The following is a 24,411-nucleotide window of genomic DNA, read 5'->3' as shown; positions in this document are numbered from 1 at the left end:
TAGAGATATTAAAGGGGGATTTTCTATATGCTTAAAGAAGCCGTTTACCATAGGCCGAAAGATAATTATGCATACGCTTACGATGAAAAAACAATTCACATCCGAATACGTACTAAGAGAAACGATGTTCAAATCGCCACTCTTATTTATGGTGACCCTTACGAATGGACAGATGGAAAATGGATTACGTCAAATACGCCGATGTACAAAACTGGTTCTACTGCATTATTTGATTATTGGTCCATTTCAATCGAACCGAAATTTAAGCGCTTACGTTATGGATTCGAATTAAAAACTGAGACAGAAACTCTTATTTATGCAGAACGAGGCTTTTTCTCAAACATTCCAGATGACGATGTCGGTAACTTTTTCTGCTTTCCATTCATTCATACAAAAGACGTTTTCATGGCACCACCTTGGATTAAGGACACAGTATGGTATCAAATCTTCCCAGAACGATTCGCTAACGGGGACAGCACATTAAACCCAGCAAACACCCTCCCTTGGGGAAGTACCGAACCAACTCCAACTAATTTTTTCGGAGGAGATTTTGCTGGTATTATTCAAAACCTTGATTACCTTGTTAAACTTGGGATTTCCGGAATATACTTCACACCTATTTTTAAAGCTCATTCAAACCATAAATATGACACTATTGACTACATGGAAATCGATCCGCAATTCGGGACGAAAGAAACTTTCAAAGAACTTGTTGAGGCATGTCATAAACACGGTATAAAAGTAATGCTCGATGCTGTGTTTAATCATAGTGGCTACTTTTTCGATAAATTCCAAGACGTACTAGAACATGGTGAAAAGTCAGCATATAAAGAGTGGTTCCACATTCATGAATTCCCAATTATAACCGAGCCACTTCCTAATTATGATACTTTCGCATTTACACCGTATATGCCTAAATTAAATACTGCACACCCAGATGTAAAAGAATATTTACTTGAAGTAGGGCGTTATTGGATAAGAGAATTCAATATAGACGGTTGGCGCCTTGATGTAGCAAATGAAGTTGACCACTGCTTTTGGAGAGAATTCCGAAGTGAGATAAAGGCGTTAAATCCTGAAGTATATATTTTAGGAGAAATTTGGCACGACGCCCTCCCATGGCTACACGGAGATCAATTTGATGCTGTCATGAGCTATCCTGTTACAAATGCTCTACTTTCTTACTTTGCTAACAATTCCATTAAAGCAAGTGAATTCATGAAACAAATTACAGAATCCCTACATTCCTACTCTATGAATATAAATGAAGCCGCATTTCATTTATTAGACAGCCATGATACACCAAGAATATTAACAACATGTAACGGAGATAAAAATAAGTTAAAGTTACTCTATGTATTCCATCTTTCTTACATCGGCTCTCCTTGTATTTATTATGGAGACGAAATCGGTATAGATGGCGGCATGGACCCGGATTGCCGCAAATGTATGATTTGGGATACAAAAGAACAAGACCATGTATTATTTACACATATACAAACATTACTTTCATTACGAAAACAATATAAAGCATTTGGAGGACATGGTACATTCCAATTCATCGAAGCAAATGATGAACATAATTACATTTCTTATACGAAAACATATGGAGATGAAACTATCTTTTTCGTTTTAAATCCTACTAACGATGAAATTACAGCTTCACTCCCTATCCATATTACAAGGAAGAAAATAGTCAATATATATACAAACGAAGAATTTTCAGCAGAAGCAAGTGTATTACAAGTTACACTTCCACCGCACGGATTCTCAATATTAAAATGGTAATAGAAAAAGCCTTATGCCGCTCGGACATAAGGCTTTTTCTTATTTCAATTTATACACCATTGCTTCATATGGACGCAATGTAACGTTTTCCATTAATCCATTTTCCGAGTCATAATTGTGTATTAACAGTTCTGATTCACTATAAACAATGTTCTCAGGCAATTCAAATACACATTGATCCGCAGTGAAGTTTGCAATCACAAGTAGCTTTTCTTCTCCATATGTTCTTACATAAGCAAAAATAGAAGGGCTATTATCTAGTATTAAATCATACGATCCATACACAACTATTTCATTATTTTTGCGTAACTCAATTAATTTCTTATAGTAATAAAAAATTGATCCTTCGTCTTGGATTGCTTGTTTCACATTAATCTCTTTGTAATTAGGGTTTACCGTAATCCAAGGTTCACCCGTTGTAAATCCAGCGTGATACTGATCATCCCACTGCATCGGAGTTCTAGCATTATCACGACCTTTTATATAAATAGATTCCATGACTTTTTCTTTATCTTCACCACGGTCTATCACTTTTTCTTTATACATATTTAGCGTTTCAATATCTCGATATTCATCAATTGATTCGAATCGAACGTTAGTCATTCCGATTTCTTCTCCTTGATAAATATATGGTGTTCCTTTCATCATATGAAGCACCGTCGCTAACATTTTCGCAGATTCAGTACGATACATCCCATCATTACCAAAACGAGATACAACGCGCGGCTGATCATGGTTATTCCAATACAGGCTATTCCATCCTGTATGCTCTAATGCTTTTTGCCACTTTGTTAAATTCTGTTTTAAAGTAAGAAGTGGACATGGTTTTACATCCCATTTTCCGCCTTCTCCTGAATCTAAATCCATATGTTCAAATTGAAATACCATTTGTAGTTCTTTTCTAGCTTCTCCTGTATACAATTTAGCTTCTTCTGTCGTTACACCAGGCATTTCACCAACCGTCATAATATCATAATGAGACAATACTTCTTCATTCATTTCATGCAAATATTTATGAATGTTTGGACCGTTCATAAAATGCTTATGACCTGAAACATACCCCTCTTCTTCTGTTTCAACAGTCGGTAAACCTTCTTCTTTAGAAATAAAATTGATAACATCCATGCGGAATCCATCAATTCCTTTTTCTAACCAAAACTTCATCATTTCATAAACATCTTGTCTTACCTGTTCATTATCCCAATTTAAATCCGGCTGTTTTTTAGAAAACAGATGTAAATAATACTCATCTGTCATTTCATCATATTGCCATGCAGATCCACTAAAAGCTGCTCCCCAATTATTCGGCTCTTTCCCTTCTTTTCCAGAACGCCATATATAGTAATCTCTATATTTATTATCTGTTGATTTACGTGATTCAATAAACCAATTATGTTCATCAGAAGTATGATTAACAACTAAATCCATCATAAGTTTCATATTACGTTCATGCATTTCATGTAATAGCTCATCCCAATCTTCCATTGTTCCGAACTCGTTCATAATTTTACAATAATTACTTATATCATAACCATTATCATCATTTGGAGATTCATAGACTGGCGATAACCAAATTACATCAATCCCTAATTCTTTTAAGTAATCTAGCTTTGAAATAATACCACGAAGATCCCCTATACCATCACCATTACTATCCATAAAGCTACGAGGATAAATTTGATATACTACACTTTCTTTCCACCATTGTTTTTCCATTATGCTACCCCATTTCATTAGTAATTCATTTTTCTCTTTCTCCCAAGGCGCAAACGTTTTCACTAATGAATGATAACAGATTCTATCTTAATTTAAAATAGCGCTTACAATTTTTATCCTTCTTTTTCTAGGAAAACATATGAAAACTACTACATATCACTCGAATAAATGAAAACGTTTTATTTTTTTATTTATTTTTTGAATCTATTCGTTTATAATAAACTCAAAGAAAACGTTTGCATAATTTTTTCTAGGGGGAAATACCATGGCAGAACTGAAATTAGAAAACATTTATAAAATATATGATAATAACGTAACCGCTGTAACAGATTTTAATTTACACATTCAAGATAAAGAGTTTATCGTATTTGTTGGTCCTTCTGGATGCGGAAAATCTACAACATTACGAATGGTAGCTGGACTTGAAGATATTTCAAAAGGAGAATTTTCAATTGATGGTAAGCTAATGAATGATGTTCCTCCAAAAGATCGTGATATCGCAATGGTTTTCCAAAACTATGCTCTTTATCCACATATGAGTGTATATGATAATATGGCATTTGGATTAAAGCTTCGAAAAATACCAAAAGATGAAATCGATCGTCGTGTGAAAGATGCCGCACGAATTTTAGGGCTTGAACAATATTTAGATAGAAAACCAAAAGCGTTATCAGGTGGACAACGCCAACGTGTTGCGTTAGGTAGAGCAATCGTTCGAGACGCGAAAGTTTTCTTAATGGATGAACCATTATCAAACTTAGATGCAAAACTCCGTGTTGCAATGCGCTCAGAAATTTCTAAGTTACACCATCGCCTTGGAACAACGACAATTTATGTAACACATGATCAAACAGAAGCAATGACAATGGCTTCCCGTCTTGTTGTTATGAAGGACGGAAAGATTCAACAAATTGGAACTCCAAAAGAAGTATATGAAACACCTGAAAACATTTTTGTTGGCGGATTTATCGGCTCTCCAGCGATGAATTTCTTCCGTGGTACATTAACTGAAACTGATTTCGTTATAGATAATTCATTGAAAATCAAAGTATCTGAAGGAAAAATGAAATTATTACGTGAACAAGGTTATGTTAATAAGGAAATCGTTTTAGGAATTCGTCCTGAAGATATTCATGATGAACTACTATTTTTAGAGGCTTCACAATCTACTACTTTCACATCAAAAATTGAAGTTGCTGAGTTGTTAGGTGCTGAATCCATTTTATATATGAAACTTGGAAATCAAGATTTTGCAGCACGTGTTGATGCAAGACATATATTCTCACCTGGAGACCAAATTAAATTGGCATTTGATTTAAATAAAGCGCATTTCTTTGATAGCCAAACCGAACAACGTATTCGCTAAAAAATTTTTCTTGTATATAACATACAAAAAAACCGTCCACATACATTGAGGGCGGTTTTCATTATTATACTAGGGCTTCTACTGTATGAAATGATTGTCCTTTCGTGCTAATAATACCGAAAATCGGTAAGTCACTAAGCACCACTTCTTCTTGCTGTTTCATAAAAGATGACGTTAATTGTTTTATCTCTATCCAAACGTCATTAATACAAAGTACATTGGAATCGTTCTCTTGTTGGCGAGAAAAAATAGAATCTATTTTATATAAACCAGCATTTTGAAAAAGCATATCAATGCGACTGAATGCATTCAAAGTAATACTGATAACACGTTGCCAATCTCCTTGTTTTTCCATATCATAGGATACAAAAAGGGCTTCTCCGCCTAGATTCGTAATTTCCTCCACTGTTGCTTGTCCACTCTCTTGATCAATGTCCGTCACAATTACTTTTGCGCCTTGTTTAGCCAACAAAAGAGCTGTATTACGTCCAATACCGATGCCACCGCCAGTTACGATAGCAACTTTTCCTGCAAGCTTCATTTTCATTACCCCTTCTATAAGTCTTACCGTCATTCAGTATACTCCTTTATAAGATTAGTCTGCAAGCAAGAAAAGTTACTCTTTTATTTGTAAGCGATTACTTTTTTGCTCCTTCTTTTTTCTTACTATTACACTGATCGAAAACGAGACCAATGAAAATTAAAATCCCCCAAAAGATTATGCTACCTCCCGTCATTACAGCTTCCCCCTTCATTATATAAAGATATTATTTTCATTCATTATACCATTTTCTTAATTTTCAATCTATTGAAAAAGGACTTTCTACTTCGAAAAATATCCTTCCATACTAAAAAACCTTTTTATGTACAAGCATAAAAAGGTTTTTTATTATACTAGATTCATCACTTTTGTCTTTGTAATTAAATCATGAAAACCGCAATTATCTTTGCGGAACAACATCATATATACGTTGCATATTAACGGAATTCCAAGTAACAATATGTTCGGTAATAACAATACAAAAAATCGTAAAGTTAATGTTTGCAACGTTAATTTTTCACTCGTCAATGAAATCAATTTTGTTCTCGTTATTTTTTTCCCAAGTGTAACACCGTTCCAAATAAAAGGTAACAAAATAAAATATAGAACCATTAATATGAAAACTACTGCGAGGTCATATCTATAGTCACCGAAACTTATATTAAACCGATTAAAAATAGCACTATAGTTTCCGGTCATAACAGCTACTACTGCACCATACATAACCGAGATTAAAAACATGTCAATTAGGGAAGCACCTATGCGATTCATTACAAGCGCTGGACGATGCATCTTCAACTTCATTTTATGTCGACTCCTTCGTATCCTTCTTTACCCGTTACATCGTACCACTTCTAAAAAACATTGTAAACTGGCGTTTCTCTTACTTTTCTTGTACAATGTGTTACAACAGCATTGTAAAGGAGGTTCCCATATTGAAAAAATGGATAATCCTATTCGTCGCCGTCCTATTAACTGCTTGTACAGGAAATACAAACCATGTATCTTATACGATTAACGATGAATACGAACTCATACGTACTTCTGGAAATGCATTTGAACTGTTCCCTACGCAAGATGCTGTATATGCCACACAATACATCCCTGCCAAAATTACAGACATCGCTTGGGATGATAAATACATTATTGTAAAACAAACAGAGGAAAAGTCAGATCCAAATAACCCTGACGCAGCAATTGCAAATAAAAAAAGTGAACATTATTGGATTATTGACGTAAAGCACAATAAACGTTTCGGTCCCTATAATGAAAAACAATTTAATGAACAAAAAGATGCGTTTAAAATTAAAGTGCCTTTTCAAAATGTAGATTCATACATAAAAGAAATAAAAAAACAGTCAGCATAATATATAGAATGCTGACTGTTTTTCCTTATATCATTTTAAAAACATATTACTCAGAAAGTGAAATGTTAAAACTTTGTGATTCTTTAACAGTTTCTTGTGTTTCTGTGTCTCCTGCCATTAAATCATCCGTTGTAAATTTAATATCCTTTACCTTTTCTTTTCCATCATCAAGTATTAAACCGATAATTCCATCTCTTGTTTCACCAGGCTTATAATCTTCTCTTGATACATTTTTCGTACCAACGAGCGTATCTTCATCATATAAAAAGTTTTGAGTCGCTACTTTAAAATGTTGCTTATCATTAATCGTAACATCATTCATAGAGAAAAATTGCATATTTTTATTCCCGCTATTTTCCACCTTATATGTAATTTCAACGTAACGAATCGTATCACTAATCTCTGTTCCACTTAGCGATGCATATAATTCAGCATCTTCTTGACTTACCTTATCGCCCAATCTACGCTTTACTTCGTCAGGAGTTAATGCCGTATATGCTTTTAATGTATTTTTTGCGTCTTTACTCATTTGTGATAAAGAGATTACTTTCACATCTTGTACATGAATTTTCATTGGTGCTACTTCAAATGTTTGATTCACAGAATGTATCTGCTCTAACTTGAAAGTACCCCATCCTGTTTCTTTCACTTTTTGCCCAACTTTTTTTAGCTCACGCCCACCATATTCTTTTGTTTCAGGAATAGATTCTTTCTTCTTTGGTTCAGCTTTCTTTTCTTCTTGATGGAAGCAACCACTTAACATAAGAAGAAAACTACATAAAACAAAAATACTTTTCCATGCTTTCATCATTTAATTTCTCCTAACACTATCATTCATTAAAATAAATTAGTCCCTAGTCTTGTAAACTATAGAAACAATAAGAAGTCCACAAAACGAACTTGTCAGTCCAGATACTATTATACCCCCTATTTGGAAAATATGAAAATAGGGATTTACGAACGCGTGAACGATAAATATAATAGTTGCCACAATGATTGCCGAAACCCAATACTTCCTTTTTTCTGAAGCTATAATAATATCTTTCCCTGTTTCATCTTTATACTTCCATAGTACGTGTAATAGTAATAATAAACCAACACATGTACTCCCATGTTGCATATATTTATACACCGGAATACTATGTAATTCTCTTTGTAACAATGGTATTTCCATAACGAAGTAGCCTGTATTATGAGTAAACGCATCCCAAACAACATGCGTGAGCATACCAAATAAAGCAGAATAGCAAAATACAAAGAAATCCTTCCATGTATGAAGTCCCCACCTCTCATCTACTGCATATGTATAGTAGCCAGCAAATGGTTTAGGTAAATGTGTTATAAACGGCTTTTTTAAAATGTAATGATATATGTATGCTAATAGAAAGACAAGAGGTAAATTTAAATATAAGAACCCAAGCCACGTATGTCCAATCACGCCATACGGTCTAAAGTGTAAAAAATATTCAAAGTCAGGTGCCATACTACCTAATATAAGAGCCGTTACTGAAATATAATTAACCTGCTTTTTAGAAAAAGGGAGAACAGCTGCTGGATGCGCAAATGTAAACGGCATATTTTAACTCCTTTTCATATTTCCAATAGAATATCATCTATCATAACGAGAGAATTGACCTTCATGCAATGTTTATTTTCACATTGGAATATGATAGTTTCCATGTTATAATCCTCATGAAATATTCAGAAAATAAAATGGGAGTTCTCATATCATTAACACTTTTCTTTTTTCTATGGAAGAACTTAAAAATTATAAAATATACGCCTGCTCTCGTTGGCTTTATAAGCGTTCTTTCCATTTTTATATTGCAGAGAATGACGTTCGGCTGGTAAAATCTCGGTTTTGGCGCACTTTATTAGCAAGTCGTCTTACACTTGTATTTTTTGCTTTTTTTAAATCAAAATCCGTTATGAATTGAGGTTTATATATTGATTGACGTACCCTTTTTAAAAAGTGTCACATTAAAAAAAGAAGATATCCCTAGCTTTTCCGCATATCCTTACTGTTTACCCGCTATTCGAACATTACAATCGCTCCTTTTCCATCCAAATGTAACATTCATTATTGGAGAAAACGGAACAGGTAAATCAACACTACTTGAAGCAATTGCAATTGCTTTAGGTTTTAATGCTGAAGGTGGAACGAAGAATTTCCGTTTTAGCACAAATAATTCACATTCATCTTTACATGAATATCTTCGAATTTCCAAAAGTTTCAATACACCAAGCGATGGTTTCTTTCTTCGCGCTGAATCATTTTATAACGTCGCTTCTTATATCGATGAAATGGATGCTGATCCAGAAGCACGCGGAAATCCAGTTATTGACTCATATGGTGGTATCTCACTACACAAACAATCACATGGCGAATCATTTTTCTCCTTATTTATGAACCGTTTTTCAGGACAAGGTTTATACATTTTAGATGAGCCTGAGGCAGCTTTATCCCCGATGAGACAACTTTCCATGCTCATTCGAATGCACGAACTAGCTGAACAAGGTTCACAATTTGTTATTGCCACGCATTCCCCTATATTAATGGCTTATCCTGAATCTACTATATATTCTTTAACACAAGAGGGGATTCACGAATCATCTTTAGAAGAAACGGAGCATTATCAAACGACGAAACTTTTCTTTGAAAATCGCGATCGATTATTCCATCATCTATTTGAGTCGTAAAAAAGAAGCAGCAAACGCTGCTTCTTTTTTATAATGCTTCTATAAATAAGGCAACCCCGATACCGCCACCGACGCATAAAGAGGCAATTCCTTTTTCTAATCCACGTCTTTTTAATTCATGAATTAAACTTACAGTGATACGAGCTCCTGTACAACCGATTGGGTGTCCAAGTCCTACACCACTACCGTTTACATTCACTTTTTCACGGTCTAAACCTAATTCTTTCTCTACAGCTAGGTATTGCGCAGCGAAAGCTTCATTAATTTCAAGTAAATCTGCATCTTCTAATGACCAATCTACTTTTTCTAATCCTTTACGAATTGCTGGTGCTGGTCCAATTCCCATAATTTTAGGATCTACTCCAGCTACTGAATAGCCAACAATTCTAGCTAACGGTTGTAAGCCTTTTTCTTTCGCTTTTTCTTCACTCATTAATACTAGAACTGCACTTCCGTCATTAAGACCAGATGCATTCCCTGCCGTTACAGATCCATCTTTACGGAAAGCTGGTTTTAATCCAGCTAATTTTTCCGCTGTAATATCTGCACGCGGATGTTCATCCTTAGAAAATACAATTTCTTTTCTACGCTCTTTTATTGTAATAGGAACAATTTGATCGTCAAAGTATCCAGACTCGATTGCTTGTAGTGCCAATGTATGACTGCGAAGCGCAACTTCATCTTGTTCCTCTCTTGTAATTTCATATTGTTCAACTAAATTTTCCGCTGTTTCACCCATCATAATATGATGAATCGGATCTTCTAGCACTTCCCACACCGTATCACGAATTTCTCCGTGCTGTAGACGTTGTCCCCAGCGGTGCTGTTTCAATGCATAAGGGCTCGAACTCATCGCTTCTACTCCACCTGCAATAACAACATCACTCACACCTAATTGAATTTGCATTGCAGCTGACATAATTGCTTGCATACCTGAAGAACATTGGCGTTGGATTGTATAGCCCGTAACTGTGTCAGGAAATCCTGCCGCTAATGCAGCCGTTCTCGCCGTATTTGCTTCATCAGTTCTTTGAATACAATGACCTAAAATTACTTCATCAACTTCATGTGGTTCTACCCCGCCTCGTTTTACAGCTTCCTGAAGTACAGGAACAGCTAATTCTACTGGTGTTATATTTTTTAGTGCTCCTCCGAAAGTTCCAATTGGTGAACGAACTGCAGCTGTAATGACAACATTATGCATTTTGTACTTGCCCCTCTCTTATGTACCCTAGTCAGTTTTTAGGTGAAATTCCATAAGATGTATATCTACAACTATCATACTATAAACATACTAAAAAATCAAAATATTTAATATAATAAAAATAGAAGGAATTAACCTTCTATTCTGTTAATGCGTATAGAAATTTTTGTAAAATCTTCTCTGTTGTTTTATTCAAATTCGGTAACTTATCTACCGGAAAATATTGAAGCTGTAATCCTTCATGATCAAGCTTAACTTCCCCACTCACATGATGCCCCTGATACAGATGAATGACATTAAAAATTTCATCTCCATTTGGATATTGGAAGTACACTTCTTTTCCCGAAAGAACCCCGATAAATTGCATAATTTTCGCGTTTAGTCCCGTCTCTTCAAATAGTTCTCTGCGAGCAGTTTCTTCTGTCGTTTCTCCTAGCTCCATCGCTCCGCCAGGTACACCCCAATCATATGTGTCTGAACGATATTGAAGCAATACTTCTTGCCTATCATTTAATATAATAATTGCTGATCCTACTAAAATAAGTGGCCTTGTACCAACGACTTTACGTAACTCTTCAATATACCCCAATATGTAAACTCTCCTTTCCTCACCCTCCCTTATCATAACAAAATTTTTCTCATTTTGTTGATGTAAATTTCAAGAAAAAAAGGAAGCTTTCGCTCCCTTTTTTCACTTTATTTCTTAAAACTTTCATATTTTACAGCTTCAAAAGCTTCTTCAATTTCATCATTACGATAATGAACGTATGTAAAACGCCCCAATTCTACTAATCTTGCTATTTCTTGTAACGCTTTATGTTGATCATATGTTTCCCCCAGCTTAATATGTACGTAAAACTTCATTAATGGATGCTCATATACAGGTTCTCCCACCTCTACATATACATCTTCAACCCCTTGCACAACTTTTACATAACTCGCAAATTGATAAAGAGCCTCTCTGTCTGAAACGATTTTTAATGTATACATATATTCTCCCCCTTTCCTTTACTATATCAAAAAGATGACCATACTACGTTATAGAACTATGAAATTTTTTCGACTTGTAGTCTATATATTCATGTAATAAACAAGGCGTTTATCCATACATAGCACCTTTTTCTCACATATATTATAGGAAGAATTTTTTCATTTGAGGTGTTCCCTATGGATCCATACGTCAATATATGTATTTGCATTACGCCAGGCGCCAACATTTCTGAAGACCGTATCGCAAAAGATTTAGCAGTCGCAGAATCAATTTGGCACCCCATTACATTTCAAATTCAAGAAGTAATTGTATTAAATGAGCTTTTTCGTTTTTCAGACCGTGAAATTAGTTATAAAAATTCTATTCAAAGTCAGGAAAAATTAGCATCCTTTTTCCAAACGTGTGTAAATGAAGCTCCAGAATGTGATCTTTATATTTGTTATATTGGCAGTGATTATTTTAAAGAAACAGCAGTAATTGCCTGTGCTTACTCTTTAGCTAAACAACAACAACTTACTGGTTATATCGTTTTAACAAATTCAGCCGCTCCTATGAAAAATATATATACGCTCGCTCACGAAATTGGCCATATTTTATTCACAAGGCGGGTTCACGGAAAACTTACACATGCAGATCCTCATTCTCCAACTGGCTCGGAACACCACCCTTCTCCATCAAATCTGATGTACCCTATAGTCCCCCGCCCAGAAAACGTCCATATTCATTCCTTATTAACAAACGAACAAAAAGAACTCTCTTTACAAAGCTCTTTATTACAAAGAAAAAAACAGTAACAATCTTGTTACTGTTTAAAACAATTTATTCCAATCAACAAACCAAATTCCGGCTGCTAGAAATAAAAATAGGCAACTAAACATAAATGTAATCCCTCTAAAAATCCCTATATAATATTTCTTTGGAAATAATTTTTTTGCATATCCAGAGCAGCCCTTTTCCTATTAACCTGAAGAACAACATATATCCTGATGTGTTATCTAATAAAGTATTGAAATAGACATCATGTATTTCTTTTTGTGAGAACAATATAATTAAACCTAGAATACAACCACTCCATATACATATAAATAACTCTTTCTCTTTTTTATTCGTATACTTCTCTTTTTTCTAATTTCGTATGAATTTTTAGAAGCATATAAATAATAATGAAAAGAATTACTTGTTGTACATACATTCCAATAATGTTTGATAAATCTATCTTTACAAATACAAATTCTAATGCAATTGGTACTAGTAAATAAGACAAAGTAAACCAACCACCAACTTTAACATTTACAATAGCTGCAAAAATAACTACTACGCCTACAAGAGTGAAGCTTTCTGTAGCAGTAAATTTAATAAATGTTGTACCATAAAATTCATTTAATAATGCAATACTAAAAATTGATAAAAACCATATTGCACCAGTTATATACATAATTAAAAATTCAGTTCTTTTACGTTTAAAGACTGCTGTTCTCATCCCCCATATTAATACACTAATCCCTACAAAAATCATAATTGGATATCCAATTACTTCGATTAAAGAATAAGACAAGCGATGGTCGGCTTCACTAAAGAATACACTCTTCATCATCGTGAATGCTAATAAGTTTATAATAAAGTAAAGCAATAATTTATAATTCCCTTTTCTATCAACTTCCATCTCTTTCGCAAGTTGATTAGCATATTCCTTTGGATCATGACCGAATATATCATTTACACTCTTCCCTCTTTTTTCTCCTTCTATTAAATGAATTTCAGCATCTTCTATAAAAGAAATAATATCCGTTTCTCTAATACCCCTCGTTCGTAAATACCCTTGAGTATCATCTAAAAATTTTTGTGCTTCATTCGATAACACTATTATCCCTCCCTTAATTAACCGTTTCTCTTCTATTCGTCTTCATCATAATTTCAACGAAAATTAAAATAAATAAACTTCCGTATAAACATATAATCTGAAATAACATTGGCATGAGATCTTCTGATGTAAATGCTTGAAATACTAACATAATAGAAAGAGGAATAATTAAATATAAGTTTTTAAACCATCCTTCAAAATACATGTTTATAGCTACTGTCATGATAAAGATCCCACCAGCTAACATATAACTTTGCATTTGGGTGAATGTAACCATCTTTGTAGGATATATTACATCTAATATCGTAACAGCTCCTAATAAAAACATTGGAGCGATCATGACTAAAGACCACATAGAAAACCACGTTTTTGTAAAGCTTGTTACAAAGGTCATTTTACGAAGCAAAAAATTAGGGCCTAACACAGCTAACATTAATGTGAAACTATAACCAATGCACTGAATAAGTGAAATTTGTAACTTTCCGTTATTCACTATTAAAATAGAAGCAATAATCCAAAATGCTACGATATTCATTACTGTAAAACCAATTTGCTTCCACGTTTCCTGTCTATCTCTTTCCATCACTTTTACAAGTTCATTAGCATATTCTTTCGGCGAACTTCCAAAAATTTCTTCTACACTTTTCCCGTCACTCTCACCTTCTATTAAATGCAACTCTGCATCTTCTAAAAAGCTTTCCATATCGCTTTCTTTCACACTCTTTGCGGTCAAAAACAATCTCATATCTAACAAAAACTTTTGTGCTTCACTTGATAGCATTATTTTCTTCCCTTCCCTTCAAGTAGACGTTCTACACTACTTTGCATCGCTTCCCAGCGACCCATAAATTCATCCAGTTCATCTTCTCCCTTTTCTGTTAACGTATAATACTTCCTTTTTGGACCAGATGGAGATTCCTTCATTACACTTGATATTAGCCCCTCTTTTTGCATCCGTATTAACAACGGATAAATACTTCCCTCACTCGCCATTGTAAAACCATACTTCGCTAGCTTTTCACTCATTTCATAACCGTATATTTCACCTTCAGAAATAATAGCAAGTAAGCATCCTTCTAAAATCCCTTTCAGCATTTGACTTGTCGACATAATTGAAATCCTCCCACTATCTTGTTTTACAAGATAGATAAGCGTAAGTATCTTGCTTTACAAAATAGTATAGCAGGGACTATTTTGTAAAACAAGATAGCTAACGGATTTTTTCCAAATGTTTGCAGGAATTTCGTAGTTCCCCCTCTAAATAGAGCAATGAGGGAACTTTTATTATGAAGGAGTGTTTTTCATCATGGTTACAAATCGAGTTGTCTTTTTAACAGGTGCTGCGAGTGGTATTGGTTATGAAATGGGGAATGCTTTTGCAAAAGAAGGCGCAAAAGTTGTTATTACTGATCGCCTTGAAGATCGTGCGAAAGAAGCTGCTGAGCAATTACAAAAAGAAGGCTTTCAAGCTATCGGTTTACAATGTGACGTTACATCTGAAGAAGAAATTACAGTAGCGCTTTCTCAAACAGTTAGTCATTTCGGTTCATTAGACGTATTAATTAACAATGCAGGAATGCAACATGTTTCACCGATTGAAGATTTTCCAACTGAGAAATTCGAGCTTCTTATTAAAATTATGCAAATCGCTCCATTTATCGCCATCAAACACGCTTTTCCTATTATGAAAAAACAAAAATACGGCCGGATTATTAACGTCGCTTCTATTAATGGCCTTGTCGGATTCGCCGGAAAAGCTGCCTACAATAGCGCAAAACATGGCGTAATTGGACTGACAAAAGTTGCCGCATTAGAAGGTGCTACCCATGGAATTACTGTTAATGCACTTTGCCCTGGTTATGTCGATACCCCTCTTGTACGTAATCAACTACAAGACTTAGCTACTACACGAAATGTACCGCTTGAAAATGTTTTAGAAGATGTCATTTATCCACTTGTACCACAAAAACGTTTATTACAAGTACAAGAAATTGCTGATTATGCTATGTTTTTAGCGAGTGAAAAAACAAAAGGCATAACTGGTCAAGCTGTCGTTATCGATGGTGGTTATATTGCTCAATAAAGTGAAACTTTAATCAGTGGGGCTTCATCCCCCACTGATTCGTAGCCCTCACCAATCGGGCTTTTACGGGCAGTTAATGCGTGATAAAAAAATAAAGTTTGCTCACGAAGAGCAAACTTTATTTTTTATCACGAGGATCATCGTACTTTAGTAATTGCTGTGGCAGTTTCTCTATCGCAACAGTTATCCCATCTAATTTACTTTCAATCCGATGGAGTAAATATAATGTTACAACAATTGGAAAGCCTACATTACCTATCATCCCGATCCACTCTTCCATCCTTCTCTCCTCCTTTCATTATATAAATAAGGGGAAAAGGCACATTTAGGCATAAAAAAACAAGCTATTATGTATTAGCTTGTTTTTCAAATAATGATGCAATTTCTCGCTCATAATCTCCACGTATAATACCTTTCTCAGTAATAATACCTGTAATTAATTCATGCGGTGTTACGTCAAATGCAGGATTATAAACATCTGTACCAATCGGTGCCACTTGTTTGCCAAAAATTTTCGTAACTTCTGTTTCATCTCTTTCTTCAATAACAATTTCGGTACCTGTTTGTTTCGTAATATCAAACGTAGATAACGGAGCTGCAACGTAAAATGGAATTTCGAAATACTTTGCTAATATAGCTAAATTCATTGTTCCGATTTTATTTGCCGTATCTCCATTTGCGACAATTCGATCTGCCCCTACGATAATTGCATCAATTTCTTTCGTACGAATTGCATGAGCTGCCGTATTATCTGTAATAAGCGTCACATCAATACCCGCTTGCTTTAACTCCCATGTCGTTAAACGGCCACCTTGTAAAACCGGTCTCGTTTCACATGCATACGCATGTAAGTGTACACCTTTTTCTTTCCCGATATAAAACGGCGCTAATGCAGTACCATACCTTGCAGTTGCAATACTTCCAGCATTACAAATTGTTAAAATGTTATCACCGTCTGTAAAGCATGTTAACGCATGTTCCCCAATACTCCGGCATACCTCTTCATCTTCCTGCTGAATGCGAAGCGCTTCTTCTTCTAATGTTTTTTGCGCTTCTTTTATTGTAGTAATCTCTCGAATAGATTCTCTCATACGATCAATTGCCCAATACAAATTCACTGCCGTCGGTCGTGATGTCCCTAAATAGTTACAATCTCTATTAAATATCTTTTGAAATTCTTCAATATGTATCGTGTTATATTTTTTTGATGCAAGCGCCAAACCAAATGCTGCTACAATTCCAATTGCGGGTGCTCCGCGTACTTCTAGCATTACAATACTTTTCCATACCTCTTCAATAGTCGTCAACGTTTTATATTCTGTACTATGCGGCAACTTTGTTTGATTTAATACCGCAATTGCATCACCTTTCCAACTTACAGACCTCGGAACAGTTACAAATGTACTCATGCTTTTATGCCTCCTGAAACTGTCTGTTGAAATAATGTTCGAAACAGTTGAATATCAGCACACTTAGATTCATATTTTATTAGTTCTTTTCCTAAGTACAGCGCTTGCTTCTTAGCTTGAATTCTTCTTTCTTTATTTGCTATTTCATCTAAATCCGCTACATGAGCTAAACCAATTGTTCTACGAATCAGTTCACATCCGGCAAATCCGACGGCATCAGTAAAGATATTTTGCAAAATAATTGGTAACCATTGTTTTTCTTTCGTATATGCTTCTACACCTTCTCCAATCCATAACTTCGTAAAAGTTTCTACAAAATAACTCCATGTCTTTTCTATATGGAAAAATAGTACACTTCTCTTTTCTTCTTCTCTCGATAAAGCATTTAATAATAGATTTGCAATAAATTGACCGATATCAAAGCCAAATGGACCGTACGTTGCAAATTCTGGATCAATCACTTTCGTTTCAGAAGGTGATGAAAAAATACTACCAGTATGTAAATCACCATGAATAAGCGCTTCTTTTCTCGTTAAAAACTTATATTTATATTGTGCTACTTTTAGTTTTAAAATTTTGTCACTCCAAAGTTCATCAATCACTGACTGTAAATCTGACTCATAATCATTCGTATCGTAATGTCCAAACGGATCCGTAAAAACTAAATCTTCTGTAATTTTACTAAGGTCTGGATTTACAAATGTACCTTCTAGCACCCTTTTCTCTTCTGACTGTAAACCGAAATCTGAAGTATAAAATAAAACATGTGCTAGAAAACGACCGATATGCTGGGATAAAAGTGGATATCCTTCTCCATCTATTAATCCTTTTCTTGTAATTGTTAGTCTTGATAAGTCTTCCATTACTGTAACTGCTAGCTCTTCATCATGACTGTACACTACCGGAACATAATCTGGTACATACTTCGCGAAAATTTGTAATGCCTTGCTTTCAATCGTCGCTCTTTTTATAGACAACGGCCAGCTCTCACCAACTACTTTCGCATATGGAAGTGCTTGTTTTATTATAATTGATCTCTCTCCATCAACTAATTTGAACACGTAATTTAAATTTCCATCTCCTATTTCATGACAAACTACATTCGCCTTCTTGTCAAAATATCCATGTTCTTTCGCATATTGTACAGCTGTTACTTCTGTTAATGAATAATATCCCATCGTCTTTTCCTCCTTTTTAAATTCAGAGGTTTTTCTAACGCAGAAAAACCTCTTTCCACTAAGAAAGAGGTTTGAAGTTTATCTTCTCCCCTCTTATCTGCCAGAAATTTTACTTTCTGCTGGAATTAGCACCGTGCCTTTTGGCGTCATAAACGCCCCATTTCACAATGGTATTACGGTCGGTTGCTGGGCTTCATCGGGCCAAATCCCTCCACCTGCTCTTGATAAGAGTTATATAATTTTTTAGAATTTTTAACTTTATGTTGAAGACTATACCAAGAATAAAAATCACTTGTCAATATTTTATTTGTATAGTTCTGGACGGCGATCTGCAAAAACTGGAATTCCTTTACGTACCTCTTTAATCTTCTCGAATGTAAGTTCTCCAAATAAAATGGATTCCTCTTTATTTGCCTCTACCACGACTTCACCCCAAGGATCCACAATTAGAGAATGACCTGCAAACTCATTATTCGGATCCTTTCCTGACCTATTGCATGCAACAACATAACATTGATTTTCAACTGCTCTTGCTTGCAATAGCAAACGCCAATGTGCTAAACGAACTAATGGCCATTCTGCTACAACGAATAAAACTTTTGCCCCTTTAGCAGTATGAACGCGCATCCATTCTGGAAAACGAATATCATAGCAAATTGTGCCAGCGCACTCGATATCATCTAGTTTAAATTCACCTGTTTCATTACCCGCTATTAAATATTTGTGTTCATCCATAAGCTGAAATAAATGTACTTTACTATATTCATTGACTAGATCTCCTTCGTTGTTTACAACATACATTGTATTGGTAACCCCTTGCTCTGTTTGCTTTGCTATAGAACCACCAACAATATGTACACCATATTGCTTCGACCATTCTTTCAACTTTTCTTTCGTTTCTAATCCATCTCTATCTGCAATTTCAGAAAGCCTCGTTAAATCATATCCTGTTGTCCATAGTTCTGGTAAGACGATAACATCTGGCCTTTCCTTCATCGCTTCGCTTATTTTGTTTTTAGCGTTCTCCATATTTTTTTCTACATCTCCAAATACAATATCCATTTGAATACATGCGACTTTCATTTTTTCAGCCCCATTCTTAATTTTCTCTTTACAAAATACTGGAAAGATTATATCATTTGTCACTAGAATTGTAACAACTTTCAAAAGAGGTGGAAAGTATGAAATTATTTCAACCTTCTGAGATAGTAACATCATTGCCAACACAATTTTTCGCTTCACTTGTTGCAAAAGTTAACAAAGTCGTTGCGGCTGGTCACGATGTTATTAATCTAGGTCAAGGTAATCCAGATCAACCAACACCGCAGCATATCGTAAAAGCTTTACAACATGCTGCAGAAAAGACCATTCATCATAAATATCCGCCATTTCGTGGACACGAAAGCTTAAAAGAAGCCGTGGCAACATTCTATCAACGTGAATATGATGTAGTAGTAAATCCAAAAACTGAAGTTGCTATTTTGTTTGGTGGAAAAGCTGGATTAGTAGAATTACCAATGTGTTTTACCAATCCTGGTGATACGATTCTCGTTCCCGATCCAGGCTATCCAGATTATTTATCCGGAGTTGCTTTAGCAAAAGCACAATTTGAAACAATGCCGCTTATTGCCGAAAATAAATTTTTACCAGATTATACAAAAATTGATGACGCTATTGCGAAACAAGCAAAGTTAATGTTTTTAAACTATCCAAACAATCCTACTGGTGCTACTGCATCAAAAGATTTCTTTGATGAAACCATTCATTTTGCTAATAAACATAATATATTAGTCGTTCACGATTTTGCTTACGGCGCGATCGGATTTGATGGTCAAAAACCGGTTAGTTTCTTGCAAGCAGACGGTGCAAAAGATATAGGAATTGAAATTTACACATTATCCAAAACTTTCAATATGGCTGGATGGCGTATTGCTTTTGCCATAGGGAATGAAAGTGTCATCGAAACAATTAACCTATTGCAAGATCATATGTATGTTAGTATTTTTGGTGCAGTTCAAGACGCTGCCCGCGAAGCGCTATTAAGTTCACAATCTTGCGTCGTAGATCTTGTAAATAGTTACGAATCTCGAAGAAATGCTCTTATTTCAGCTTGTCACTCTATCGGTTGGAATGTAGACATCCCAACCGGATCCTTCTTTGCATGGCTTCCTGTACCAGAAGGCTATACATCTGAGCAATTTTCTGATATTTTGCTAGAAAAAGCACACGTTGCAGTTGCTCCTGGTGTTGGATTTGGTGAACACGGTGAAGGATACGTCCGCGTTGGTCTCTTGCACACAGAAGAACGATTACGAGAAGCAATTAATCGAATTGATAAATTAAATTTTTTCAAAAAGTCGTTGACAACATGAAAAATATCTGACAAAATTCAGTTATCTTAAAAATTTAAACATTTCTAAATACTTCTTATCAAGAGCAGGTGGAGGGACGAGCCCGACGAAACCCGGCAACCGATCTACAATTGTAGACACGGTGCTAATTCTCGCAGCATTACGCTGACAGATAAGGAGCTGGTTGTAAAAAAACCTCTCCTTAGCTGAGAGGTTTTTTTATTTAACTAGGAGGTTATAACAATGAGCGGAATTATAGCGACGTATTTAATCCATGACGATTCACTTAACTTAGACAAAAAAGCTGAACAAATTGCACTCGGTTTAACAATTGGCTCTTGGACTCATTTGCCACATTTATTACAAGAACAATTAAAACAACATAAAGGCAACGTCATTCATATTGAGGAATTAGATGAACAAGAACATATCAATTCGTATCTACGCAAAAAAGTAAAACGTGGGATTATTAAAATCGAATACCCATTATTAAATTTCAGTCCAGATTTACCAGCGATTTTAACAACTACATTCGGAAAGTTATCACTTGATGGCGAAGTGAAATTAATTGACTTAACGTTTTCAGACGAATTAAAAAAGCACTTCCCTGGTCCAAAATTCGGTATAGACGGTATTCGAAATCGTGTACAAGTGTATAACCGTCCCCTTTTAATGAGCATTTTCAAAGGAATGATTGGACGAAATATTGGATACTTAAAAACTCAATTACGCGATCAAGCAATTGGTGGTGTGGATATCGTAAAAGATGATGAAATTTTATTCGAGAACTCCTTAACACCACTTGCGAAGCGAATTGTATCTGGAAAAGAAGTTTTACAATCCGTATATGAAACATACGGCCATAAAACATTATATGCCGTAAATTTAACAGGGCGAACTTTCGACTTAAAAGAAAATGCGAAACGCGCAGTGCAGGCTGGTGCTGATATTCTATTATTTAATGTATTTGCTTACGGACTAGATGTACTACAATCACTGGCAGAAGATGATGAAATCCCAGTTCCTATTATGGCACACCCTGCTGTAAGTGGTGCTTATTCAGCATCCAAGCTATATGGGGTCTCATCTCCATTATTACTTGGAAAGCTACTACGTTATGCTGGTGCTGATTTTTCTTTATTCCCGTCTCCATACGGAAGTGTTGCGTTAGAAAAGGAAGATGCTTTCAACATTTCAAACTATCTAACTGAAGACGATGCGTTTTTCAAGAAAAGTTTCTCTGTCCCATCTGCTGGCATTCATCCTGGTTTCGTTCCCTTTATTCTACGAGACTTCGGTAAAGATGTTGTTATTAATGCGGGCGGCGGCATACATGGGCATCCGTATGGGGCGCAAGGTGGTGGAAAGGCTTTCCGCACTGCAATTGATGCTACTTTGCAAGGTCATCTACTCCATGAAGTAGATGACATAAATTTGCATAGCGCACTACAAATATGGGGAAATCCCTCTTATGAGGTGAAATTATGAGTATTCAAGTATTTTGTGATTTCGATGGTACGATTACAAATAACGATAACATTATGTCGATTATGGAAAAATTCGCACCACCAGAAGCAGAAGAAATAAAGCAAAGAATTTTATCACAAGAGCTTTCTATTCAAGAAGGTGTTTCTCAATTATTTCAATTGCTACCTACTAATTTGCATGATGATATAATTCAATTTTTAAAAGAAACTGCCGAAATTCGTAGTGGCTTTCGTGAATTTATACAATTTGTAAATGAAAATAATATTTCTTTTTACGTTGTATCAGGTGGAATGGATTTCTTCGTCTATCCACTCTTACAAGGAATCATTCCAAAAGAGCAAATTTACTGTAATGAAACAGACTTTTCAAATGAATACATTACAGTTAAGTGGCCTAACCCTTGTGATCATTACTGTCAAAATCATTGTGGATTATGTAAATCATCTTTAATCCGCAAATTAAGTGATACAAATAATTTCCATATTGTAATCGGAGATTCTATTACTGATTTACAAGCTGCGAAACAAGCAGATAAAGTATTCGCTCGCGATTTCCTTATTACAAAGTGTAAAGAAAATCATATTGTTTATACACCGTTTGAAACATTTCACGATGTTCAAGCTGAATTAAAACATTTGTTGGAGGTGAAATCATGAAACAACTGTTTCGTCAATGGTATGACTTAAGCGAGATTAAAAAAGAATTAACAACTCGAAATTGGTTTCCAGCAACAAGTGGCAATATTTCTATAAAAGTTAGTCATGAGCCGCTTACTTTCCTTATTACAGCAAGCGGTAAAGATAAAACAAAAACCACTCCAGATGATTTTCTATTAGTAGATCATGCAGGAGTTCCCGTTTTAGAGACTGAATTACGCCCTTCAGCAGAAACAATATTGCATACACATATTTATAACAATACGAATGCCGGGTGCGTACTTCATGTTCATACAACGGATAACAATGTCATCACAAATTTGTATAGCGATACAGTCACCCTTCAAAATCAAGAAATCATTAAAGCTCTTGATATTTGGGAGGAAGGTGCAACAATTCACATTCCTATTATCGAAAACCATGCTCATATCCCAACACTTGGGGAGAACTTCCGAAAACATATACAAGGAGATTCGGGAGCAGTATTAATTCGAAATCACGGCATCACTGTATGGGGCCGAGATAGCTTTGATGCAAAGAAAAGATTAGAAGCTTATGAGTTTTTATTCCAATTTCATATAAAACTATTATCAATTCAAGGAGGCGTTTCTAATGGCGCAAATTCGTATTCATGAAGTAAATACTCGCATTGAGAATGAAGTGGAAGTATCAAAATTTCTACAAGAGGAAGGCGTTTTATATGAGAAATGGAATATTTCTAAACTTCCTACTCATTTAAATGAAAATTATTCGTTAACAGATGATAACAAAGCTGAAATATTAACTGTTTTTTCAAAAGAAATCGCTGATGTTTCAGCACGCCGAGGTTATAAAGCGCATGATGTAATTTCACTTTCAAGTAGCACACCTAACCTTGACGAATTATTAATTAATTTCCAAAAAGAACACCATCATACTGATGATGAAGTTCGCTTTATTGTCAGTGGCCATGGCATCTTTGCTATTGAAGGCAAAGATGGAAAATTCTTTGACGTTGAACTTGAGCCAGGCGACCTAATCTCTGTTCCTGAAAATGCAAGACATTATTTTACTTTGCAGGATGATCGTCAAGTTGTGGCTATTCGTATTTTTGTTACAACTGAAGGCTGGGTTCCAATCTATTAAGGTAGCTAGTTGAATAAAAGGACTTGGACCCCCTTTTCCAACCTTTTATTCACTCTACATATATACATCCTCCTATGGAACAGGCTTATTTCAAAAAATGAAATAGGCCTGATTTTTTATTTATTCAAAGCATCTTTCCTCTTCTTCCAAGAAACAATCTATCCACTCGATTTTTCAAGTGTATTTCTCAACCCTTTTTGAACATTTGTTGAACTTTTTTTGAATTTTTTCTGAAAATTCTGTTTTATATATGATATACTACAACTAATAAGAAGGAAAATAATATTGCAAACAGAGGGGGATAATCATGAGTTTACTTATCGCACTTATACTAGGAGTTTTATGCGGAGCTATTCCTGTTATTTTAGGAGCTATTATGGAAGAGTTAGAAGTTGGTGTTTTAGGTTTTGTCGCCTCTTGTGTAAGCGCTTTATTTTTTGGTTTATACGGCGCTATTCCTGTTGCTATTCTGTGCGCATTTTATATATTACGCCACGCTCGCTCAAAACAATTTGGCGCTAACCACATGGCGCAAGTTATCCCGTTCCCGGTTGAACGGTGCCGTCGAGCTTCTAGCTTATAATTAT

The 24,411-nt window shown here is 35.1% G+C and carries 28 protein-coding genes, 2 pseudogenes and 2 riboswitches; of the genes and pseudogenes, 13 read left to right on the top strand and 17 right to left on the bottom strand.

The genetic code is table 11. From position 1 onward, the window contains the following. Positions 1-27 precede the first annotated feature (27 nt). Positions 28-1,788 carry an alpha-glycosidase gene (locus JDS81_RS03585; RefSeq protein ID WP_097954292.1) on the top strand — a complete coding sequence of 587 codons (1,761 nt, stop codon included), beginning with the start codon at positions 28-30 and terminating at the stop codon, positions 1,786-1,788. Between the two features lie 39 nt (positions 1,789-1,827). On the opposite strand, the gene malL is transcribed toward JDS81_RS03585, so the two are convergent. After that, positions 1,828-3,504 carry an oligo-1,6-glucosidase gene (gene malL / locus JDS81_RS03580; protein WP_097953035.1) on the bottom strand — a complete coding sequence of 559 codons (1,677 nt, stop codon included), beginning with the start codon at positions 3,502-3,504 and terminating at the stop codon, positions 1,828-1,830. 265 nt (positions 3,505-3,769) lie between these two features. On the opposite strand from malL, the gene JDS81_RS03575 reads away from it, so the two are divergent. Beyond that, a complete protein-coding gene (locus JDS81_RS03575) occupies positions 3,770-4,870 on the top strand; it encodes an ABC transporter ATP-binding protein (protein ID WP_000818938.1) in 1,101 nt (366 codons plus the stop codon). Between the two features lie 64 nt (positions 4,871-4,934). Here the strand turns inward: JDS81_RS03575 and JDS81_RS03570 are convergent, their stop codons facing one another. The 3 genes from JDS81_RS03570 to JDS81_RS03560 all read right to left on the bottom strand — a co-directional run bounded on the left by JDS81_RS03570 (position 4,935) and on the right by JDS81_RS03560 (position 6,215). Beyond that, entirely contained in the window at positions 4,935-5,444 is a 510-nt protein-coding gene (locus JDS81_RS03570; protein ID WP_000218418.1) for an SDR family NAD(P)-dependent oxidoreductase, read from the bottom strand. Between the two features lie 64 nt (positions 5,445-5,508). After that, positions 5,509-5,607 (bottom strand): flagellar motor protein, encoded by a 99-nt coding sequence (locus JDS81_RS03565; protein ID WP_097953034.1) that lies wholly within the window; start codon positions 5,605-5,607, stop codon positions 5,509-5,511. 152 nt (positions 5,608-5,759) lie between these two features. Then, a complete protein-coding gene (locus tag JDS81_RS03560; protein ID WP_000769092.1) occupies positions 5,760-6,215 on the bottom strand; it encodes an RDD family protein in 456 nt (151 codons plus the stop codon). Positions 6,216-6,346: 131 nt separating this feature from the next. On the opposite strand from JDS81_RS03560, the gene JDS81_RS03555 reads away from it, so the two are divergent. Then, positions 6,347-6,778 (top strand): DUF3997 domain-containing protein, encoded by a 432-nt coding sequence (locus JDS81_RS03555; RefSeq protein WP_000758796.1) that lies wholly within the window; start codon positions 6,347-6,349, stop codon positions 6,776-6,778. A gap of 46 nt (positions 6,779-6,824) precedes the next feature. Here JDS81_RS03555 and JDS81_RS03550 read toward each other — a convergent pair whose 3' ends face one another. Continuing rightward, positions 6,825-7,589 (bottom strand): hypothetical protein, encoded by a 765-nt coding sequence (locus tag JDS81_RS03550; protein ID WP_097953033.1) that lies wholly within the window; start codon positions 7,587-7,589, stop codon positions 6,825-6,827. A 36-nt stretch (positions 7,590-7,625) separates the two neighbouring features. Then, a complete protein-coding gene (locus JDS81_RS03545) occupies positions 7,626-8,354 on the bottom strand; it encodes a DUF4184 family protein (RefSeq protein WP_001116887.1) in 729 nt (242 codons plus the stop codon). Positions 8,355-8,470: 116 nt separating this feature from the next. Between JDS81_RS03545 and JDS81_RS30890 the strand changes: the two are divergent. Together JDS81_RS30890 and JDS81_RS03540 are read left to right on the top strand one after the other, a co-directional pair. After that, positions 8,471-8,715, top strand: a pseudogene (locus JDS81_RS30890) (hypothetical protein). Positions 8,716-8,725: 10 nt separating this feature from the next. Beyond that, positions 8,726-9,478 carry an AAA family ATPase gene (locus tag JDS81_RS03540; protein WP_000567990.1) on the top strand — a complete coding sequence of 251 codons (753 nt, stop codon included), beginning with the start codon at positions 8,726-8,728 and terminating at the stop codon, positions 9,476-9,478. Between the two features lie 28 nt (positions 9,479-9,506). Here JDS81_RS03540 and JDS81_RS03535 read toward each other — a convergent pair whose 3' ends face one another. The 3 genes from JDS81_RS03535 to JDS81_RS03525 form a co-directional block, all read right to left on the bottom strand. Beyond that, the gene (locus JDS81_RS03535; RefSeq protein ID WP_000552062.1) at positions 9,507-10,682 is read right to left on the bottom strand and encodes an acetyl-CoA C-acetyltransferase; all 1,176 of its coding nucleotides are present in this window, start codon (positions 10,680-10,682) and stop codon (positions 9,507-9,509) included. Between the two features lie 139 nt (positions 10,683-10,821). After that, complete coding sequence (locus JDS81_RS03530; protein ID WP_000540531.1) at positions 10,822-11,271, bottom strand: NUDIX hydrolase; 450 nt, start codon at positions 11,269-11,271, stop codon at positions 10,822-10,824. Positions 11,272-11,378: 107 nt separating this feature from the next. Then, complete coding sequence (locus JDS81_RS03525) at positions 11,379-11,672, bottom strand: DUF3928 family protein (RefSeq protein WP_000288323.1); 294 nt, start codon at positions 11,670-11,672, stop codon at positions 11,379-11,381. A 177-nt stretch (positions 11,673-11,849) separates the two neighbouring features. Between JDS81_RS03525 and JDS81_RS03520 the strand changes: the two genes are divergently transcribed. Further along, on the top strand, positions 11,850-12,467 hold the full coding sequence (locus tag JDS81_RS03520; RefSeq protein ID WP_000371630.1) for an ImmA/IrrE family metallo-endopeptidase: 618 nt from the start codon (positions 11,850-11,852) through the stop codon (positions 12,465-12,467). A 15-nt stretch (positions 12,468-12,482) separates the two neighbouring features. On the opposite strand, the pseudogene JDS81_RS30265 reads toward JDS81_RS03520, so the two are convergent. The 4 genes and pseudogenes from JDS81_RS30265 to JDS81_RS03505 form a co-directional block, all read right to left on the bottom strand. Then, positions 12,483-12,756: pseudogene (locus JDS81_RS30265) on the bottom strand (DNA-binding protein). Positions 12,757-12,775: 19 nt separating this feature from the next. Further along, positions 12,776-13,534 (bottom strand): DUF1129 domain-containing protein, encoded by a 759-nt coding sequence (locus tag JDS81_RS03515; RefSeq protein WP_142316303.1) that lies wholly within the window; start codon positions 13,532-13,534, stop codon positions 12,776-12,778. 13 nt (positions 13,535-13,547) lie between these two features. Beyond that, complete coding sequence (locus tag JDS81_RS03510) at positions 13,548-14,315, bottom strand: DUF1129 domain-containing protein (RefSeq protein ID WP_097953030.1); 768 nt, start codon at positions 14,313-14,315, stop codon at positions 13,548-13,550. After that, the gene (locus JDS81_RS03505) at positions 14,315-14,644 is read right to left on the bottom strand and encodes a PadR family transcriptional regulator (RefSeq protein ID WP_000107973.1); all 330 of its coding nucleotides are present in this window, start codon (positions 14,642-14,644) and stop codon (positions 14,315-14,317) included. Before JDS81_RS03505 ends, JDS81_RS03510 begins: the two co-directional genes overlap by 1 nt. Before the next feature lie 196 nt (positions 14,645-14,840). On the opposite strand from JDS81_RS03505, the gene JDS81_RS03500 reads away from it, so the two are divergent. Continuing rightward, the gene (locus JDS81_RS03500) at positions 14,841-15,617 is read left to right on the top strand and encodes a 3-hydroxybutyrate dehydrogenase (RefSeq protein WP_097953029.1); all 777 of its coding nucleotides are present in this window, start codon (positions 14,841-14,843) and stop codon (positions 15,615-15,617) included. A 118-nt stretch (positions 15,618-15,735) separates the two neighbouring features. Here the strand turns inward: JDS81_RS03500 and JDS81_RS03495 are convergent, their stop codons facing one another. The 4 genes from JDS81_RS03495 to JDS81_RS03480 form a co-directional block, all read right to left on the bottom strand. Then, entirely contained in the window at positions 15,736-15,897 is a 162-nt protein-coding gene (locus JDS81_RS03495) for a YvrJ family protein (protein WP_000393323.1), read from the bottom strand. Between the two features lie 67 nt (positions 15,898-15,964). Further along, positions 15,965-17,026: an S-methyl-5-thioribose-1-phosphate isomerase gene (mtnA, locus tag JDS81_RS03490; RefSeq protein ID WP_097953028.1), complete on the bottom strand. Its 1,062-nt coding sequence runs from the start codon at positions 17,024-17,026 to the stop codon at positions 15,965-15,967. Further along, positions 17,023-18,204, bottom strand: a complete 1,182-nt coding sequence (gene mtnK / locus JDS81_RS03485; protein WP_097953027.1) for an S-methyl-5-thioribose kinase — start codon at positions 18,202-18,204, stop codon at positions 17,023-17,025. Before mtnK ends, mtnA begins: the two co-directional genes overlap by 4 nt. 90 nt (positions 18,205-18,294) lie before the next feature. Continuing rightward, a riboswitch (SAM riboswitch) is annotated at positions 18,295-18,435 on the bottom strand. A gap of 72 nt (positions 18,436-18,507) precedes the next feature. Beyond that, the gene (locus JDS81_RS03480; RefSeq protein ID WP_033661364.1) at positions 18,508-19,371 is read right to left on the bottom strand and encodes a carbon-nitrogen family hydrolase; all 864 of its coding nucleotides are present in this window, start codon (positions 19,369-19,371) and stop codon (positions 18,508-18,510) included. 14 nt (positions 19,372-19,385) lie between these two features. On the opposite strand from JDS81_RS03480, the gene JDS81_RS03475 reads away from it, so the two are divergent. From JDS81_RS03475 to JDS81_RS03450, 6 genes are all read left to right on the top strand, one after another. Further along, positions 19,386-20,576 carry a pyridoxal phosphate-dependent aminotransferase gene (locus JDS81_RS03475; RefSeq protein ID WP_000765539.1) on the top strand — a complete coding sequence of 397 codons (1,191 nt, stop codon included), beginning with the start codon at positions 19,386-19,388 and terminating at the stop codon, positions 20,574-20,576. Between the two features lie 52 nt (positions 20,577-20,628). Further along, positions 20,629-20,734, top strand: a riboswitch (SAM riboswitch). A 64-nt stretch (positions 20,735-20,798) separates the two neighbouring features. After that, positions 20,799-22,043 (top strand): 2,3-diketo-5-methylthiopentyl-1-phosphate enolase, encoded by a 1,245-nt coding sequence (gene mtnW, locus JDS81_RS03470; protein ID WP_097953026.1) that lies wholly within the window; start codon positions 20,799-20,801, stop codon positions 22,041-22,043. Then, positions 22,040-22,699 carry a 2-hydroxy-3-keto-5-methylthiopentenyl-1-phosphate phosphatase gene (locus tag JDS81_RS03465; RefSeq protein WP_000027454.1) on the top strand — a complete coding sequence of 220 codons (660 nt, stop codon included), beginning with the start codon at positions 22,040-22,042 and terminating at the stop codon, positions 22,697-22,699. The genes mtnW and JDS81_RS03465 overlap by 4 nt, the downstream gene beginning before the upstream one ends. Next, complete coding sequence (locus tag JDS81_RS03460; RefSeq protein ID WP_000811318.1) at positions 22,696-23,334, top strand: methylthioribulose 1-phosphate dehydratase; 639 nt, start codon at positions 22,696-22,698, stop codon at positions 23,332-23,334. The genes JDS81_RS03465 and JDS81_RS03460 overlap by 4 nt, the downstream gene beginning before the upstream one ends. Continuing rightward, a complete protein-coding gene (locus tag JDS81_RS03455; RefSeq protein ID WP_000057312.1) occupies positions 23,312-23,824 on the top strand; it encodes a 1,2-dihydroxy-3-keto-5-methylthiopentene dioxygenase in 513 nt (170 codons plus the stop codon). Before JDS81_RS03460 ends, JDS81_RS03455 begins: the two co-directional genes overlap by 23 nt. A gap of 307 nt (positions 23,825-24,131) precedes the next feature. Beyond that, entirely contained in the window at positions 24,132-24,407 is a 276-nt protein-coding gene (locus JDS81_RS03450; protein ID WP_000054649.1) for a hypothetical protein, read from the top strand. The last annotated feature ends 4 nt before the right edge of the window (positions 24,408-24,411 follow it).

The organism is Bacillus cereus group sp. N31, assembly GCF_016483245.1.
GTDB lineage: Bacteria > Bacillota > Bacilli > Bacillales > Bacillaceae_G > Bacillus_A > Bacillus_A toyonensis.
Note: the sequence above shows the minus strand (reverse complement) of the source record. Positions and strands in the feature narration are given on the sequence as shown.

What these genes read in the sequence shown, in the direction of transcription:
- JDS81_RS03560 (WP_000769092.1), bottom strand. Translation starts at nt 6,215, where the DNA reads ATGAAGTTGAAGATGCATCGTCCAGCGCTTGTAATGAATCGCATAGGT.
- JDS81_RS03565 (WP_097953034.1), bottom strand. Translation starts at nt 5,607, where the DNA reads ATGACGGGAGGTAGCATAATCTTTTGGGGGATTTTAATTTTCATTGGT.
- JDS81_RS03450 (WP_000054649.1), top strand. Translation starts at nt 24,132, where the DNA reads ATGAGTTTACTTATCGCACTTATACTAGGAGTTTTATGCGGAGCTATT.
- JDS81_RS03525 (WP_000288323.1), bottom strand. Translation starts at nt 11,672, where the DNA reads ATGTATACATTAAAAATCGTTTCAGACAGAGAGGCTCTTTATCAATTT.
- JDS81_RS03460 (WP_000811318.1), top strand. Translation starts at nt 22,696, where the DNA reads ATGAAACAACTGTTTCGTCAATGGTATGACTTAAGCGAGATTAAAAAA.
- mtnW (WP_097953026.1), top strand. Translation starts at nt 20,799, where the DNA reads ATGAGCGGAATTATAGCGACGTATTTAATCCATGACGATTCACTTAAC.
- JDS81_RS03535 (WP_000552062.1), bottom strand. Translation starts at nt 10,682, where the DNA reads ATGCATAATGTTGTCATTACAGCTGCAGTTCGTTCACCAATTGGAACT.
- JDS81_RS03520 (WP_000371630.1), top strand. Translation starts at nt 11,850, where the DNA reads ATGGATCCATACGTCAATATATGTATTTGCATTACGCCAGGCGCCAAC.
- mtnK (WP_097953027.1), bottom strand. Translation starts at nt 18,204, where the DNA reads ATGGGATATTATTCATTAACAGAAGTAACAGCTGTACAATATGCGAAA.
- JDS81_RS03550 (WP_097953033.1), bottom strand. Translation starts at nt 7,589, where the DNA reads ATGATGAAAGCATGGAAAAGTATTTTTGTTTTATGTAGTTTTCTTCTT.
- JDS81_RS03500 (WP_097953029.1), top strand. Translation starts at nt 14,841, where the DNA reads ATGGTTACAAATCGAGTTGTCTTTTTAACAGGTGCTGCGAGTGGTATT.
- JDS81_RS03455 (WP_000057312.1), top strand. Translation starts at nt 23,312, where the DNA reads ATGGCGCAAATTCGTATTCATGAAGTAAATACTCGCATTGAGAATGAA.
- JDS81_RS03495 (WP_000393323.1), bottom strand. Translation starts at nt 15,897, where the DNA reads ATGGAAGAGTGGATCGGGATGATAGGTAATGTAGGCTTTCCAATTGTT.
- JDS81_RS03545 (WP_001116887.1), bottom strand. Translation starts at nt 8,354, where the DNA reads ATGCCGTTTACATTTGCGCATCCAGCAGCTGTTCTCCCTTTTTCTAAA.
- JDS81_RS03575 (WP_000818938.1), top strand. Translation starts at nt 3,770, where the DNA reads ATGGCAGAACTGAAATTAGAAAACATTTATAAAATATATGATAATAAC.
- JDS81_RS03585 (WP_097954292.1), top strand. Translation starts at nt 28, where the DNA reads ATGCTTAAAGAAGCCGTTTACCATAGGCCGAAAGATAATTATGCATAC.
- JDS81_RS03570 (WP_000218418.1), bottom strand. Translation starts at nt 5,444, where the DNA reads ATGACGGTAAGACTTATAGAAGGGGTAATGAAAATGAAGCTTGCAGGA.
- JDS81_RS03510 (WP_097953030.1), bottom strand. Translation starts at nt 14,315, where the DNA reads ATGCTATCAAGTGAAGCACAAAAGTTTTTGTTAGATATGAGATTGTTT.
- JDS81_RS03475 (WP_000765539.1), top strand. Translation starts at nt 19,386, where the DNA reads ATGAAATTATTTCAACCTTCTGAGATAGTAACATCATTGCCAACACAA.
- mtnA (WP_097953028.1), bottom strand. Translation starts at nt 17,026, where the DNA reads ATGAGTACATTTGTAACTGTTCCGAGGTCTGTAAGTTGGAAAGGTGAT.
- malL (WP_097953035.1), bottom strand. Translation starts at nt 3,504, where the DNA reads ATGGAAAAACAATGGTGGAAAGAAAGTGTAGTATATCAAATTTATCCT.
- JDS81_RS03505 (WP_000107973.1), bottom strand. Translation starts at nt 14,644, where the DNA reads ATGTCGACAAGTCAAATGCTGAAAGGGATTTTAGAAGGATGCTTACTT.
- JDS81_RS03465 (WP_000027454.1), top strand. Translation starts at nt 22,040, where the DNA reads ATGAGTATTCAAGTATTTTGTGATTTCGATGGTACGATTACAAATAAC.